Annotated in this window: 12 protein-coding genes; 8 read left to right on the top strand and 4 right to left on the bottom strand. The window is 41.0% G+C overall.

Annotated elements, in window-relative coordinates:
• Positions 1–166 precede the first annotated feature (166 nt).
• From lptE to miaB, 3 genes are read right to left on the bottom strand one after another with little or no spacing between them, the layout of a single operon-like run.
• A complete protein-coding gene (lptE, locus tag Q0X72_RS01955; RefSeq protein ID WP_297761268.1) occupies positions 167–691 on the bottom strand; it encodes an LptE family protein in 525 nt (174 codons plus the stop codon).
• Complete coding sequence (locus Q0X72_RS01950; protein ID WP_297761265.1) at positions 688–1,953, bottom strand: sigma-54-dependent Fis family transcriptional regulator; 1,266 nt, start codon at positions 1,951–1,953, stop codon at positions 688–690. Before Q0X72_RS01950 ends, lptE begins: the two co-directional genes overlap by 4 nt.
• Positions 1,953–3,401: a tRNA (N6-isopentenyl adenosine(37)-C2)-methylthiotransferase MiaB gene (gene miaB / locus Q0X72_RS01945; protein WP_297761262.1), complete on the bottom strand. Its 1,449-nt coding sequence runs from the start codon at positions 3,399–3,401 to the stop codon at positions 1,953–1,955. Before miaB ends, Q0X72_RS01950 begins: the two co-directional genes overlap by 1 nt.
• 157 nt (positions 3,402–3,558) lie before the next feature.
• Here miaB and Q0X72_RS01940 point away from each other — a divergent pair, with 157 nt between their 5' ends.
• From Q0X72_RS01940 to Q0X72_RS01905, 8 genes are all read left to right on the top strand, one after another.
• Entirely contained in the window at positions 3,559–4,791 is a 1,233-nt protein-coding gene (locus Q0X72_RS01940) for a hypothetical protein (protein WP_297761259.1), read from the top strand.
• A 119-nt stretch (positions 4,792–4,910) separates the two neighbouring features.
• Positions 4,911–7,379, top strand: coding sequence for a type I DNA topoisomerase (gene topA / locus Q0X72_RS01935; RefSeq protein ID WP_297761257.1), 2,469 nt, complete (start codon positions 4,911–4,913; stop codon positions 7,377–7,379).
• A 20-nt stretch (positions 7,380–7,399) separates the two neighbouring features.
• A complete protein-coding gene (locus tag Q0X72_RS01930; protein ID WP_297761254.1) occupies positions 7,400–8,557 on the top strand; it encodes a formimidoylglutamase in 1,158 nt (385 codons plus the stop codon).
• A 115-nt stretch (positions 8,558–8,672) separates the two neighbouring features.
• Positions 8,673–10,028 carry a gliding motility lipoprotein GldK gene (gene gldK / locus Q0X72_RS01925; RefSeq protein ID WP_297761251.1) on the top strand — a complete coding sequence of 452 codons (1,356 nt, stop codon included), beginning with the start codon at positions 8,673–8,675 and terminating at the stop codon, positions 10,026–10,028.
• A 67-nt stretch (positions 10,029–10,095) separates the two neighbouring features.
• Positions 10,096–10,740 (top strand): gliding motility protein GldL, encoded by a 645-nt coding sequence (gene gldL, locus Q0X72_RS01920; protein ID WP_297761248.1) that lies wholly within the window; start codon positions 10,096–10,098, stop codon positions 10,738–10,740.
• A 56-nt stretch (positions 10,741–10,796) separates the two neighbouring features.
• Complete coding sequence (gene gldM / locus Q0X72_RS01915; RefSeq protein ID WP_297761245.1) at positions 10,797–12,365, top strand: gliding motility protein GldM; 1,569 nt, start codon at positions 10,797–10,799, stop codon at positions 12,363–12,365.
• Between the two features lie 24 nt (positions 12,366–12,389).
• Positions 12,390–13,289, top strand: coding sequence for a gliding motility protein GldN (gldN, locus tag Q0X72_RS01910; RefSeq protein WP_297761243.1), 900 nt, complete (start codon positions 12,390–12,392; stop codon positions 13,287–13,289).
• The gene (locus Q0X72_RS01905; protein WP_297761240.1) at positions 13,286–14,341 is read left to right on the top strand and encodes an FAD-binding oxidoreductase; all 1,056 of its coding nucleotides are present in this window, start codon (positions 13,286–13,288) and stop codon (positions 14,339–14,341) included. Before gldN ends, Q0X72_RS01905 begins: the two co-directional genes overlap by 4 nt.
• Here the strand turns inward: Q0X72_RS01905 and Q0X72_RS01900 are convergent.
• Positions 14,338–14,721: a DUF983 domain-containing protein gene (locus Q0X72_RS01900; RefSeq protein WP_297761237.1), complete on the bottom strand. Its 384-nt coding sequence runs from the start codon at positions 14,719–14,721 to the stop codon at positions 14,338–14,340. The two genes, Q0X72_RS01905 and Q0X72_RS01900, sit on opposite strands and share 4 nt — an antisense overlap.
• Positions 14,722–14,744: the final 23 nt, after the last annotated feature.

The raw sequence follows: 14,744 nt of genomic DNA, 5'->3' as shown, positions 1-14,744 counted from the left end.
TGTATTTAAAGCTGTTGAGGTTTTTCAGTCCTTTTAATTGTAAGGCACGAGCAGCCTGAAAGTAAGGATATTCATTTACTACCTCTTCCAATTGCCGAGTTTGGATGGGTTCTACCACCTTGTCCGGATGTTGCAATAGATATGTAAAATCTGTTACCTTCATGTTCTACCAGTCTGCCAGGGATTCATTAAATATATCTTGATTGATACGCTCAAAGATCACTAAATGCGCTTCATCTCGTACAGAGGCTAATTGTGACGTAGCCGGATAATCATAAAAGAAGGAAAACCGCTTTTCAAACTCGGCGCCTTCCTTGGTCTTATTGAAAAATCGAACATTTATCGAAATACTAAGTCTGTTTTGTGCGGCATTCTGTTGGGCGGTAGCAGACATTGGCGACACTCTGTATTCTACGATCTCCCCTTCATAAAGCAGGTCTCCATTAGAGGATATCAGATCCAGGCTGGTTTGATTTAAGATAAGGTCCTGCAAGGAGAGGGTGAATTCTCTGTCTAAGCCAGGATCGAATGTAGACCCCGGACTTTGAGAAGCATAGTTTTGAAAATAGTTCACGGTAAATGTTTTGGCCGTCCCAACATCTCCACCTGTGAAATTATAAACACCACAGCCAACAAAAAAGGAGCTAATCAAAAAAGACAATAAAAGAATGCTAAGTCGTTTTCTCACTATAAATCGTACTGTTTGATTTTTCGATACAGGGTTCTTTCAGAGATTCCCAATTCCGAAGCAGCCGCCTTTCGTTTCCCGCGGTTGCGTTCCAGAGATTTTTTGATAAGCTCAATCTCCTTTGCTTGTAAAGATAAGGTTTCTTCTTCTTGGATCTCCTCGGCAAAATGATACTTATCTTCCTGTGCTATTTCCTTCGGTTTCTCATCCCTGTCCTCATGTGGGGGCAATAGTTCAACAGGCGCTGCTTCTTCCTCCTCCACCTCTTCACCGTTAGACCCGTATATTTTCCGTATTAGCGTTTCATTTTCTTCTTGAACTTTATCCGAATCTCCGGAATTGAGCATTTCCAAGGTCAATTTTTTGAGATCGTTCAGATCTGCCTTCATATCAAACAACACTTTGTAGAGGATCTCTCGCTCATTGCTAAAATCACCTTTTTTTGATTCACGTTCAATTACAGCAGGTAAATTGGAATCATTTGCATGAGGAAGGTATCCGTTCAAGGTTGAGAGTGAGATAGCTCTGCTTTCTTCCAATACAGATACTTGCTCTGCAACATTTCGCAATTGTCTGATATTTCCCGGCCAGCGATATTTTACGAGGAGCTGCACTGCATCATCATCCAACCGTATAGTGGGCATTTTATATTTCTGCCCGAAGTCTGAGGCAAATTTTCTGAACAGAAGATGAATGTCTTCCTTTCGGTCGCGCAATGGTGGAATATGGATCTCCACTGTGCTTAAACGGTAGTACAGATCTTCTCTGAACTTTCCTTTTTTAATTGCGTCTATCATATTCATATTGGTAGCCGCAACAATCCTGACATTGGTCTTTTGAACTTGAGAGGAACCTACCTTTAAGAATTCTCCATTCTCCAGGATACGCAATAAACGTACCTGGGTAGTAAGGGGAAGTTCACCTACCTCATCCAGGAATATTGTACCCCCATCTGCCACTTCAAAATACCCGCTGCGGGTTTGAGTAGCTCCTGTAAACGATCCTTTTTCATGACCAAACAATTCACTGTCTATGGTGCCTTCAGGAATAGCACCGCAGTTTACCGCAATATATTTTGAATGTTTTCTGTGAGACAGCGCATGTACTATCTTAGGCACCACTTCCTTACCAACCCCACTTTCTCCCGTGACTAGCACAGAAATATCTGTGGGAGCCACTTGTAAAGCCTTTTCAAGGGCACGATTCAATTTAGGATCGTTTCCTATGATCCCAAAACGTTGTTTTATGGCTTGTACACTTTCCATTATCCGTTATTTTCTGTTAGGCCAACGGCATCTCCAAAAAGAGTGGCCGAGGTACAATCCTTGATCTTTACATTGACAAAGTCCCCAGCCTTGTAATGCTTCTTTGGAAACACTACCACCGTATTGGCAGAGGTTCGACCCATCCAGTGGGCGTCCGACTTCTTCGAAGAGCCTTCAATAAGCACCTCTTCTGTTTTGCCCAAATATTGTTTGGTTCTGTATAAGCAGTGTTTTCTTTGCAGGTCAATGATCTCCTGCAGCCTTTTTTTCTTAATTGTCTCCGGAACATCATCCTTTAATTTCTTGGCAGCCATGGTTCCCGGCCTTTCCGAATAGGAGAACATAAATCCAAAGTCGTATTTCACATAGTCCATTAAGGAAAGTGTATCCCGGTGGTCTTTCTCAGTTTCTGTTGGGAAGCCTGCGATTATATCCTGACTTATACCGCAATCAGGGATGATGCTGCGAATATTGTCTATTAGGGTCATATATTCCTCACGGGTATGAAGCCTGTTCATGGCTTTTAAGATGCGGTTGCTACCACTTTGTACTGGCAGGTGAATATGGCTGCAAATATTTTGATATTTCGCCATGGTCCTCACCACTTCCAACGTCATATCTTGCGGATTAGAGGTGGAGAATCGGATACGCATTTTTGGCTGTGACTCAGCCACCAACGCTAAAAGTCCTGCAAAATCTACGGCTGTGGCTTTCTGTATTTCTGAAGCTTTGTCGAGGTCTTTTTTTAAACCGCCTCCATACCAAAGATAGCTGTCAACATTCTGCCCCAGCAGTGTTACTTCACGATATCCCTGTTCCCATAATTCGTTTACTTCTTGAGCAATAGATTGAGGATCCCTGCTTCGTTCTCTGCCTCTTGTAAAAGGCACTACACAGAAGGTGCACATATTATCGCATCCTCTGGTAATAGATACTAATGCTGTAACTCCATTGGAATTTAATCGCACGGGTGCTATATCACCATAGGTTTCATCTTTGGAAAGTATAACATTGACGGCATTTCTGCCCTCATCTATTTCACGAATAAGATTGGGAAGATCTTTATAGGCATCCGGACCCACTACCATGTCTACAATTTTCTCTTCTTCCAGCAATTTACTTTTGAGTCGCTCCGCCATGCAGCCCAATACGCCCACCCTCATATGTGGTTTTGTCTTTTTAACCGCATTGAATTTTTCGAGCCTTTTACGAACATTGGATTCTGCTTTTTCCCTGATAGAGCAGGTATTGACAAGCACAAGGTCTGCCTCTTCTAATTGATCTGTCGTATTGAAACCTTCAGTAGCCAGTATGGAAGCCACGATCTCGCTGTCAGAAAAGTTCATCTGACAGCCGTAACTCTCTATGTATAACTTCCGATTATTTTGATCCGCTAAGTCTGTGATAAGAGCTGAGCCCTGAACACTTTCATCTATTACTTTCTCCATTGTATAGTTTGCGATAGCCACTCACTTAAGGACCGCAAAGGTAGCACATTATCCTTTTTTATGACAATATGACAGTTAAATATTTTCTTAAAATTGAACGCAACGTGCCTACTTTTTACGTATCTATCCAAATACCTAACCTTTTAATCTTATGGCTATGAAATCCCTTAAAATCTTATTCTCTTGCTTTATCGTTTTCGGATTCCTTTCCTGTACTGAAGAGGATCCCGGAAAATACGCAGACTATCTGGTGGCTCGTCCTTTGACGATCTCCATTCAAGAATTCAAGAACGGTGTAGATATAGTAAGCCCTCAACCCATTGCAGAATCGGGAAAGATATATGCTTATCAGGATTATATTTTTGTAAATGATAAGTTTAGGGGAGTGCACGTCATTGATAACAGCAACCCTGCTTCGCCAAGAAAAGTGTCTTTTATAAAAATTGCAGGAAATGTTGATATTTCAATTAAGAACAATTTCCTCTATGCCGATAGTCTAACAGACTTGATAGTCCTTGATATATCTGATATCAACAACATTCAAATTGTTAATCGCCTGGAGAATGTCTTGCGAGATAATGTGGTATGGCCGCTGGAAGCCGATATTTTTGAATACGATGACTGGGGAAATCCCGATAGTATTCTTATAGGTTGGGAAGTAGTCACCGAACGCAGATTGGTGGAGGAGGTACAACAGCGCTTTGACGACATCTTAATGGCCAATGCAGCTGAGAACAGTGTAGGACAAGGTGGTTCTTTGGCCCGTTTTAAGATCGTGGCAGATTATTTATATGCCGTGGACAACCACAGCATCAATATTTTTGAAATATCAGATCTTGCGAATCCTCAGGATATGGAAGATGTGTATGCCGGTTTCGATATTGAGACCATTTTTAACAGAGGGGATCAATTATTTTTAGGCAGCAGAAGCGGGATGTATATTTATGATATCACGGAACCTTCCAATCCCAGCTTTATCTCTGAATTTCAGCATGGTACTGCCTGCGATCCTGTTGTGGTAGATGGTGACTATGCCTATATTACTTTGAGAGGCGGAAATGGCTGTGGCGCTACTGAAAGCGGCTTGTTTCTGGTAGATATTTCCGATATTTCCAATCCATCACTTACGGCCAATTACCCAATGGAAGAACCATACGGGTTAGGCATTATGAACAATACCCTTTTTGTGTGCGACGGGAGTTTTGGCCTAAAAGTGTATGATACAACTAATGTTCCTGAACTTATTGCGCTACAGCATTTTGAGGACATTACTACTTTCGATGTAATTCCTTTACAGGATCATCTTCTGATGGTGGGTGAGGGAACCCTATATCAGTATTCGTATTCTGATATGAGCCTTGAACTCATTAGTTCAATGTCCCTTAATTAATTACGCACTCCTAAAAGCAATTTCATCTGCGAAATTCAAGAGCTATTTTATGCCTCGTTTTGGATAAAAGAAAGCAAATCAAAATTTTGCTATACTTTTGTGACTTCAAAAATCAATGAATGGCTAAGAATTTAGTAATTGTGGAATCACCCGCCAAGGCGAAGACTATTGAAAAATTTCTGGGTAAGGATTTTAAGGTAGAATCGAGTTTTGGGCATATTGCTGATCTTCCTTCCAAGGAATTGGGGGTAGACGTGGAGAATGATTTTCTACCCAAATACATCGTTGATAAAGATAAAAAGTCACTGGTTAAAAAATTAAAGGATCTGGCCAACAAGGCAGATATGATATGGTTAGCTAGTGATGAGGACCGGGAAGGAGAGGCAATCTCCTGGCATTTAGCAGAGACCTTAGGTCTGGATAAGAACAAGACCAAAAGGATTGTTTTTAATTCCATTACAAAATCTGCTATACAGAAAGCTATAGAAACCCCAAGGGAGATCAATTATGATTTAGTAAATGCCCAGCAGGCTAGAAGAGTTTTAGACAGATTGGTTGGTTATGAACTTTCTCCTGTATTATGGAAAAAGATTAAGCCAGGTCTTTCTGCAGGGCGCGTGCAATCTGTGGCTGTCCGACTTATTGTTGAACGGGAACGATCTATAGAGGCATTTAGTCCAGAGGCATCTTTTAGGATCAATGCGGAATTTAAAACAGAAAAGGCAGAGGTTTTTAGTGCAAAGCTTTCAAAGACCTTTGCAACGAAACTGGAAGCAGAGTCCTTTTTAAAACAGAATCTTAAGGCGAACTTTTCAGTCGCCTCTCTGGACAAGAAACCCGCCAAAAAATCCCCGGCAGCTCCTTTTACAACCTCAACATTGCAGCAGGAAGCTTCAAGAAAATTATATTTCTCGGTAGGCAGGACCATGCAAGTGGCACAACGATTATATGAGGCCGGGTTGATCACCTATATGAGAACAGATAGTGTAAATCTGTCTAAAGAAGCCATTAATGAAGCTAAGCAAGCCATTGTTACTAATTATGGCGAAAAATATAGCAAGGTCCGGAATTATAAAGGGAAGAGTAAAGGGGCTCAAGAAGCTCATGAGGCCATACGCCCAACAGATATGACCCTTCAATCCCCAAAGGTGGAACGAGACCAGGCAAAGTTGTATGAACTGATCTGGAAGAGAACTCTGGCCTCTCAAATGGCCGATGCCCAATTAGAACGTACCAACGTAAAGATCAAGACCAATACCCATAAGGAAGAATTTACTGCCAATGGCGAGGTGATTAAGTTTGATGGATTTTTAAAAGTATATCTGGAGGGGAAAGACGAGGAAGATCTGTCAGAAGAGCAGGAAGGCATGCTCCCAGCTTTGAAAGTAGCCGATACTTTATTCAATACCCATATAACCGCCACAGAACGATTTACCAGACCTCCATACAGATATACAGAGGCAACCTTGGTTAAGAAGCTGGAGGAATTGGGAATTGGAAGACCCTCAACCTATGCACCAACGATCTCTACAATTCAGAACAGAGGCTATATTGAGAAAGGGACTGTTGATGGTACTGAAAGAGGGTATGCCCAATTAGTTTTAGAAAACGATTCTATCAATGAAAAGCAATTAACCGAAACGGTAGGTTCTGATAAAGGTAAAATGGTACCTACAGATATTGGTCTTATTGTGAATGACTTCCTGGTGGCTCATTTCGGCAAGATCCTGGATTACCATTTTACAGCGAAGGTTGAGAAAGATTTTGATGAGATCGCCTCCGGGGAAGAAGATTGGAAAAAGGTGATGAAAGATTTTTACAAGGACTTTCACCCCAATGTGGTCGATGTAGAGGAAAATGCCGAACGCGCAAGTGGGGAACGTATCCTGGGAACAGATCCAAAAACAAAAAGACAAGTGTCTGTGCGTTTAGGTCGCTTTGGCCCTATGGTTCAAATAGGTACGGTAGAGGAAGAGGAAAAGCCATTATTTGCAAGTTTGCTCCCAGACCAATCTATAGCTACTGTCACTTTTGAAGATGCCATGGAACTTTTTAAACTCCCCAGAAAATTAGGGGTTTTTGAAGGAGAAGAAGTGGCGGCCAATGTAGGTAGATATGGTCCTTATGTTCGCTTCGGAAAGAAATTTGTTTCTCTGGAGAGTGGAGAAAGTGCCATGGATATAGACTTGGACAGGGCTATTGAATTGATCAAGGCCAAACAAAAGGCAGATGCTCCCATCACTACCTACGAAGAAAAAGATGTCACCAAAGGAACGGGGAGATTTGGACCGTTTATTAAATGGGATGGCATGTTTATCAATGTTAATAAGAAATACGATTTTGATAACCTATCTGTAGATGATATAGCCGAATTAATTGAGGCTAAAAAGAAGAAGGAATCAGAACGCGTAGTAAAGGAATGGCCCAAAGAAGGCATTCGCATAGAAAAAGCACGTTGGGGCAGGCACCAGATCATAAAAGGTAAATTGAAGGCAGAACTTGGGAAGGAAGTAGATGTCACCAATTTTAGTCTGGAAGATGCTCAGGGTCTTCTTGAAAAGAAAAAACCCAAGAAAAAAAGTAAGTAACCCTCCTTTTCTGTCATCCTATGGCATTCGATTTCTTAGTACCGGTAGAAGACAAGGCCCTCGCTCACTGTGAGTTGTTGCCACTGCAGTCTCTCGGAAAAAATGTTTTTAAGCATACCAATCGAGATGGTCTCCCTGTACTCGCCAATGCATCATTTGCTATAATGGGGGTCAACGAATCCCGAAATGCTTTTGAGAAGAAACCGGATAAACTGGCCATTGTAGAGATCCGCATACAGCTCTATAAGCTAATGATGGGGAACTGGAATGTAAATATCGTAGACCTTGGAAATGTGGAAGAAGGCGAGACGGTGGAGGACACGTATTTTGTGGTAAAGGAAATTGTTGCCGAACTACTAGAGGAAAATGTTATACCTATAATAATAGGTGCCACCCAGGACATTACCTATCCTACTTACCGAGCTTTTGATAAAATAAAGACCATGATCAACCTGGTGTCTGTGGATAGCCGATTCGATTTTGGCGCAGACGAGGAGCTTATTTCTTCCAGCTCTTACATGAGTAAGATCATCACAGATAAGCCCAACAATCTTTTTAATTTCTCCAATATAGGGTACCAAAGCTATTTCAATGCCCAGGAAGAGATAGATCTTATGGAAAGGCTTTTTTTTGATGCCTATCGTTTAGGAGCGATCACTTCAGATATTTCTCTGGCAGAACCCGTATTGAGAAATGCCCATATTGTTAGTCTGGATGTCAGGGCTATTAAGGCTAGTGAAATTGGGCTATCCTCGAACTTTTCACCAAATGGCTTTGACGGAAGAGAGATCTGTACAATCGCTAGATATGCAGGGATCAGTGAAAACGTAGCCGTTTTTGGCATCTATGAAAGCGAGAATACACCGCAATCCTACCAATTGGTAGCCCAGATCATCTGGTACTTCATGGAAGGCTACAACTTCAGGATAAAAGAACGGCCCAGTGCCAGCAGTAAGGACTTCACAAAGTTTATAGTGCCAACAGACACCGAGGAATTGGTATTCTTTAAAAGTCAACTTACCCAAAGGTGGTGGGTAGAAGTACCACCTTTTGTTTCTTCACATACTAAATCAAATTCACCTGCGTTATTACCTTGCACTGAGCAGGATTATTTAGACGCATGCGACCAGATTATTCCTGAGCGGTGGTTTAAGGCCTATAAGAAAGGTTTAAACTAAACGTGATTTTTTTATAAGGAAGGCCAGTAACGTACAATAATTTATTCAAAAAGTAGTTTTAGAGAATATAATTGTCAATACTGTTTAAAGTCTAAATCGAAATTTAACCTAAAGTATGAAGAAGCTATTGTTGTTATCTATAGCGTTTGTTTTTTTACTCTCGAGTTGTGGTTCAAAAACAAAAGGAGAACTAGTGGGCGTCCAAGGTAAAAAATGGTACCCCGAAAAACCCTATGGAATGGAGCTCATACCAAGAGGCGCATTTATCATGGGTAAAAGCGAGGAAGATATGGCGCAGGTTCTCAATGCCCCTACCAAAACAGTTACTGTTAGATCGTTTTATATGGACGATACAGAAATAACCAACAGTGAATATCGCCAGTTTGTGCAATGGGTTCGCGATTCTATCGTGAGGACCAATCTGGCTATATTAGCTGATGAATTAGGGTTGAGTCAGGAAGATGGAGGAATTGGAGAATTTGCATTTAAAAGTGCAGATACCACCAGAATGTCTGTCTATGAAAAATATATGCTCGATAATTATTCGGGTATGGGTGAGACAGGATACGAGGGCTTTAAGCTAAATACGGAAGAAGATCTAGTTTGGGATACCTCAGATTATCCGGATGAGTATTATGCCGAGATTATGGATTCATTATATATTCCTGAAGAGGAGTCTTATAATGGACAGCGTATTATAGACGTTTCCAAATTAAAGTATAAGTATACCTGGATGGATATAGAGGCTGCGGCCAGAACCAGAGATACGCGAAGAAAACAATTTATTAAGACTGAAGAATTGGAGATCTATCCGGATACAACCGTGTGGATCCGCGATTTCGAATATTCTTATAATGAACCTATGCACAATGATTACTTCTGGCACGATGCCTATAGTGATTACCCTGTTGTAGGTATTTCCTGGAAGCAAGCTAAAGCCTTCTGTCATTGGAGAACCAAATTCAAGAATGACGATCAAAAAAGTAGAGGCAATCAGTTTGTTAATCAGTTCCGTTTACCAACGGAAGCAGAGTGGGAGTATGCCGCAAGAGGAGGTATTGAAGGAGGTACATATCCTTGGGGTGGTCCTTATGTAATTAGTGATACAGGGTGCTTTATGGCAAACTTTAAACCACAACGTGGCGATTACGCTGCAGATGCTGCTCTTTATACAGTAGAAGCCAAGTCGTATGAGCCCAATGACTTTAACCTGTACAACATGGCAGGAAACGTTTCGGAATGGACAAACAGTAGTTATTTCCCAGGTTCTTATGAGTATGCATCTACTATGAACCCTAATGCGGATTCTGGTGAAAATGCCCGGAAAGTGATTCGAGGCGGATCCTGGAAAGATGTTGCTTACTTCTTGCAGGTAAGTACAAGGGATTATGAATACAGAGATTCTGCCCGTAGTTATATCGGCTTTAGGACCGTACAAGATTACATGGGAGAAGAAGATTCAACACAATAATAGAATACCAAAAAAGATCAAACAAAAACCAAATACTTATTATTAAACTTAATTAAATCTTATTATTATGGCACAGTCAAAATCAACAAAAAAACTATTTAACATGGCCTACGGGCTGGGTGCGTCAGTGGTGATCATTGGAGCATTATTTAAAATTCTTCACTGGGAATTTGGTCCACTAACAGGTGGATTACTTCTCGCTGTAGGTCTTATAACAGAGGCCCTTATTTTCGCTATCAGTGCATTTGAACCGGTAGATGATGAATTCGATTGGTCTTTGGTATATCCGGAATTAGCTGGAGGAGAATCTTCAGGTAAATCTAAATCTGATGCTAAAGAAGCGGAAGGATTATTATCTAAAAAATTAGATCAATTATTGAAAGAAGCAAACATCGATGTTGAATTGATGAATAGCTTAGGAGATAGTATTCGCAATTTTGAAGGTGCTGCCAAAGGTATTGCTCCTTCTGTAGATGCTATTGAGTCTACTAAAAAGTATTCTGATGAAATGTCTCAGGCAGCTGCCCAGATGGAGTCATTGAATAGTCTTTATAAAGTTCAGTTAGATAGTGCTAGCAGACAAGCCTCAATAAACGAGGAAGTTGTTCAAAATGCTGGTGCCCTTAAAGATCAAATGGAATCGTTGGCCTCTAACCTTTCATCCTTAAATGGTGTGTATGGTGGTATGTTGTCTGCTATGAGCAAGAACTAATTAGTCGCGAATTATAAACCCAAATCAAGTTATTAATCAAAACTAATTAGAAAAACATGGCATCAGGAAAAGCAACACCGCGTCAGAAGATGATCAACTTAATGTATTTGATCTTTATCGCAATGCTGGCGCTCAATATGAGTAAAGAAGTTTTGGCCGCGTTTGGCCTAATGAACGAAAAGTTCGAAGCTTCTAATTCAAAGGCTTCGGAAAGCAATCAGGCTTTCTTGGTAAGTCTAGAGACCAAAGCATCGGAAGATGCAGCTAAATATTCAGAGCTCTATAAAGATGCTCAGAAAATCAAGGAATTATCACAGGATTACTTTACGTACCTAGAGGATCTTAAAAAATCTATGACCGTAGATGTGGAAGATACTAAGGATTATCAGGTAATGGACAAGGCCGATTATCTGGATCAGAAGTTCTTCCAGGGAGATAATCTTGCTCCGGGAGGTAAGGAATTCATGAAGAGAATTAAAGACTATAGTTCACAGGTTATTTCTATCATCGGAGAGGATTACCCTGAAGTAAAAGCGCAGGTTGAAGCTCGCTTTAAAACAGGTGATGAGAACGGTAAGGTTACCCGTAGAGATGGAGTTAAAGTAGACTGGATCAATTATCATTATGAAGGTTTCCCTTTAATTGCCTCTTTGGCTAATCTAACTGCCCTTCAAACAGATATAAAGTCAACAGAAGAAGCTGCTTTAAAAGCTATGTTGCAGGGAGAGTTAACCAGTCAGGTGTCTTTGACAAATTTCGAAACCCAATTGTTCTCTGAAAAATCAGCCTTTTATTCAGGTGAAAAGTTCAGTGGAAGCATTGTGCTTGGTAAGACAGATAGATCGGCCAAACCGGTTAAAGCAGAATTGACCCTTGATGGACGTAAGATGACTGATGGGAAAGACTACAAACTGAAAGAAGGAGGAGTAGAATTATTGATAGGTGCAGGAGCCGCTGGTGATCACGAGATTGCAGGTTCATTGTTTTATATGCAAGATGGTGTTGAAACAGAAGTTCCGGTAAAGAACTCCTTTTCTACTATCTCCATGCCAAATGCAGCCGTAATCTCTGCCGATAAGATGAATGTGGTATACCGTGGGGTTGCTAACCCTATGACCATTTCTATCCCTGGTATTCCGGATAATAAAGTATCTGCAAGTGCATCAGGACTTAAAAGGTTGAGCGGAAGCAAATACATCATGAATCCTGGAAAAGGAAGAGTAGTAACTATCAATGCCTCTGGTGTATTGCCAGATGGGAAGCGTATTAGTACGCCAGCCACATTCAGGATCAAGGATATTCCAAGACCTGCAGGAACTGTACGAGGTGAATCTGGAAGTGCCAAGATGCCTAGTCGTAACCTGGAAATTGCTACCATTGGAGCCTTGTTGGAAGACTTTGACTTTGACCTGAATCTTGCTGTAAAAGGATTTAAGTTTAAAGTACCTGGTCAGCCTTCAGTAGTTGTAAAAGGAAACAAGTTAGACAGTAGAGCAAAGTCGGCCCTAAAAAGAGCTAAAAGAGGTGATGCTGTACAAGTATTTGATATTGAAGCCTATATTACAAATAACAAGACCTATAAGCTTAAGAAAGTATCTCCCATTGTTGTGGAGATCACAAACTAAGAATAGTTAGTAAAATTGAATTTTATGAATTGGAAGAATGTTTTAATTGTTGGAGCCGTTTCTTTGCTACCAATGTCCATCCTGGCTCAGGCGAATATCCTGAATGCCAAGAAACCTGATGAGATTGGGAAGAAGACTCAGAATCAGTTGGCTATGGACGATGATGTGCCCTTAGATTATGGGTATGTGGATGATAGAGATATTCTCTGGTCCAAGACCATCTGGGAAGTTATCGATCTTGATGAGCGGGTAAATTTTGCCCTTTACTATCCGACGGATACCGTCGATATAGGAGCTGATAGAAGATCGCTTTATGATGTTTTTCTTAAAAATATCAGGAACGGAAAACTGAAAGATGTCTATGTGGATTCCTATTTCACAGAAAGAAGGAAATTCGAAGACCTCAAAGCAACCCTCACAAGGGTAGATACTACAGATCTGGGATACGAACAGATAAATGCCGGGGAAGCGCTTTCTCCCGAATATGTTAACAGGAGAGAGATCACTGCGGCAGATATTGAAGAGTATCGTATAAAAGGTATTTGGTATTTTGACAAGCGCCAGGGAGAATTGAAGTATCGCCTCCTGGGGATTGCACCAGTAGCTCCGGATGTAAACTTTGTGGATGACGAATCCATGAATCCTGCCGATAATAAGGTAGCGTTGTTCTGGGTATGGTTTCCAAGTGCAAGGAAGATCCTGCATGACGCCAAGGTGTTTAACCAGCGAAATTCTGCTCAACCTATTACATATGATATGTTGTTGAATGCAAGAAGGTTTAACGCGGTCATCTACAGGGAGGACAACGTTCACGGAGACCGTTCTATAGATGATTATGTAGCCGATAATGCTTTGTTTCAGTTACTGGAGTCTAATCGTATCAAAGAAGCGATCAGAGCGGCGTTTTTTATTTTTGTGCCATGATAGATTACCTTGTGGTAGGCCTCGGTTTGGCCGGTATTTCCTTTTGTGAGACCCTTGAACAAGAAGGGAGATCTTTCCGGGTGATCAATGATGATTCCCAACAAGCCTCCATTGTGGCAGGTGGGTTGTACAACCCGGTCATTCTGAAACGATTTACGCTTGCCTGGAAGGCCCACGAACAATTAAAATTGGTGGGGCCCTTTTATTCAAAACTAGAAGAGAAACTTGGGGTTACCCTGGATCATAGACTTCGCGTCTTGAGAAGATTTGCCAGTATTGAAGAACAAAACGGATGGTTCGAAGCTTCAGATAAGGCCGCATTGAATGCATTGATGTCAACAACACTAATTGCCAATACAAATAATAACATTCACGCTCCTTTGGGATATGGTGAGGTCCTGAGAACCGGACGTATTGATACTCGCTTGTTATATTCTACCTATGGGAAGTATCTGGAGGAGAAAAACCTTCTGCTCAGGGAATCTTTTAAATACGATCTGCTGGAGATAAAAGATAATGAAGTAGTGTACAAAGACATTCGAGCAAGACAGCTCGTATTTGCTACCGGTTTTGGACTTCAAGAGAATCCTTATTTCAATTACCTTCCTTTAAATGGCACCAAAGGAGAATTGCTAACCGTTAAAGCTCCAGCGCTGAAAGAAACCAATGTTATTAAATCTTCAGTGTTTATTATTCCCCTTGGAGAAGATACCTACCGCATAGGGGCCACCTATAAATGGCAGGATAAGACCAACGAGCCTACTGCAGAGGCGAAGGAAGAACTGGAAACAAAGTTAAAGACCTTCCTCAGATGTGAATATGAGGTGATACGCCATGTGGCAGGAATTCGACCTACAGTGGCAGACAGAAGACCCCTGGTAGGACAGCATCCTGTTCATAATTCTCTTTTTGTACTGAATGGATTTGGATCCAGGGGGGTCATGATAGCGCCATACGCATCTAAGGCCTTGTATAATTTAATTGAAAATGACAAGGCATTGAACCCTGAAATGGATATATCCAGGTTTAGAAAGCGATATGGAAAGGATTAGCGCTTTGCTACATTAGGATCATAACTCATAAAGATATTGATCCAAATATTTCTGGATAAACGTATAATAACAGGTAAAAATACCACCATAGTGATCACAATACTTATAAAAGTGACACTTATACTAGCGTTGAACAACAAAAAGGAAATGATAAAAGCGGCCACCGCAAAGGCAATCCCTACTGCATAGCTCACATACATGGCCCCATAAAAGAAAGACGGTTCTATCTTGTACTTGGTATTACAATGAGAACAACGTTCCTTCATCTCAAAAAGTGAGCCCATCCTATAGGGATTTTGATAGGCATACATGCTCTCCAAATGGCATTTAGGACAACTTCCTGTTAAAATGCTGTAGAGTTTGTTTCCTTTTTTTAACATTTGCACAAATTTTGGGCAAATAT

Origin of the sequence: uncultured Muriicola sp. (assembly GCF_947258935.1) — a bacterium.
Lineage (GTDB): Bacteria > Bacteroidota > Bacteroidia > Flavobacteriales > Flavobacteriaceae > Muriicola.
Note: the sequence above shows the minus strand (reverse complement) of the source record. Positions and strands in the feature narration are given on the sequence as shown.

Coding starts and splice junctions, on each gene's coding strand:
- Q0X72_RS01900 (WP_297761237.1), bottom strand. CDS start 14,721: ATGTTAAAAAAAGGAAACAAACTCTACAGCATTTTAACAGGAAGTTGT.
- gldK (WP_297761251.1), top strand. CDS start 8,673: ATGAAGAAGCTATTGTTGTTATCTATAGCGTTTGTTTTTTTACTCTCG.
- gldM (WP_297761245.1), top strand. CDS start 10,797: ATGGCATCAGGAAAAGCAACACCGCGTCAGAAGATGATCAACTTAATG.
- Q0X72_RS01940 (WP_297761259.1), top strand. CDS start 3,559: ATGAAATCCCTTAAAATCTTATTCTCTTGCTTTATCGTTTTCGGATTC.
- miaB (WP_297761262.1), bottom strand. CDS start 3,401: ATGGAGAAAGTAATAGATGAAAGTGTTCAGGGCTCAGCTCTTATCACA.
- Q0X72_RS01950 (WP_297761265.1), bottom strand. CDS start 1,953: ATGGAAAGTGTACAAGCCATAAAACAACGTTTTGGGATCATAGGAAAC.
- gldL (WP_297761248.1), top strand. CDS start 10,096: ATGGCACAGTCAAAATCAACAAAAAAACTATTTAACATGGCCTACGGG.
- topA (WP_297761257.1), top strand. CDS start 4,911: ATGGCTAAGAATTTAGTAATTGTGGAATCACCCGCCAAGGCGAAGACT.
- gldN (WP_297761243.1), top strand. CDS start 12,390: ATGAATTGGAAGAATGTTTTAATTGTTGGAGCCGTTTCTTTGCTACCA.
- Q0X72_RS01905 (WP_297761240.1), top strand. CDS start 13,286: ATGATAGATTACCTTGTGGTAGGCCTCGGTTTGGCCGGTATTTCCTTT.
- Q0X72_RS01930 (WP_297761254.1), top strand. CDS start 7,400: ATGGCATTCGATTTCTTAGTACCGGTAGAAGACAAGGCCCTCGCTCAC.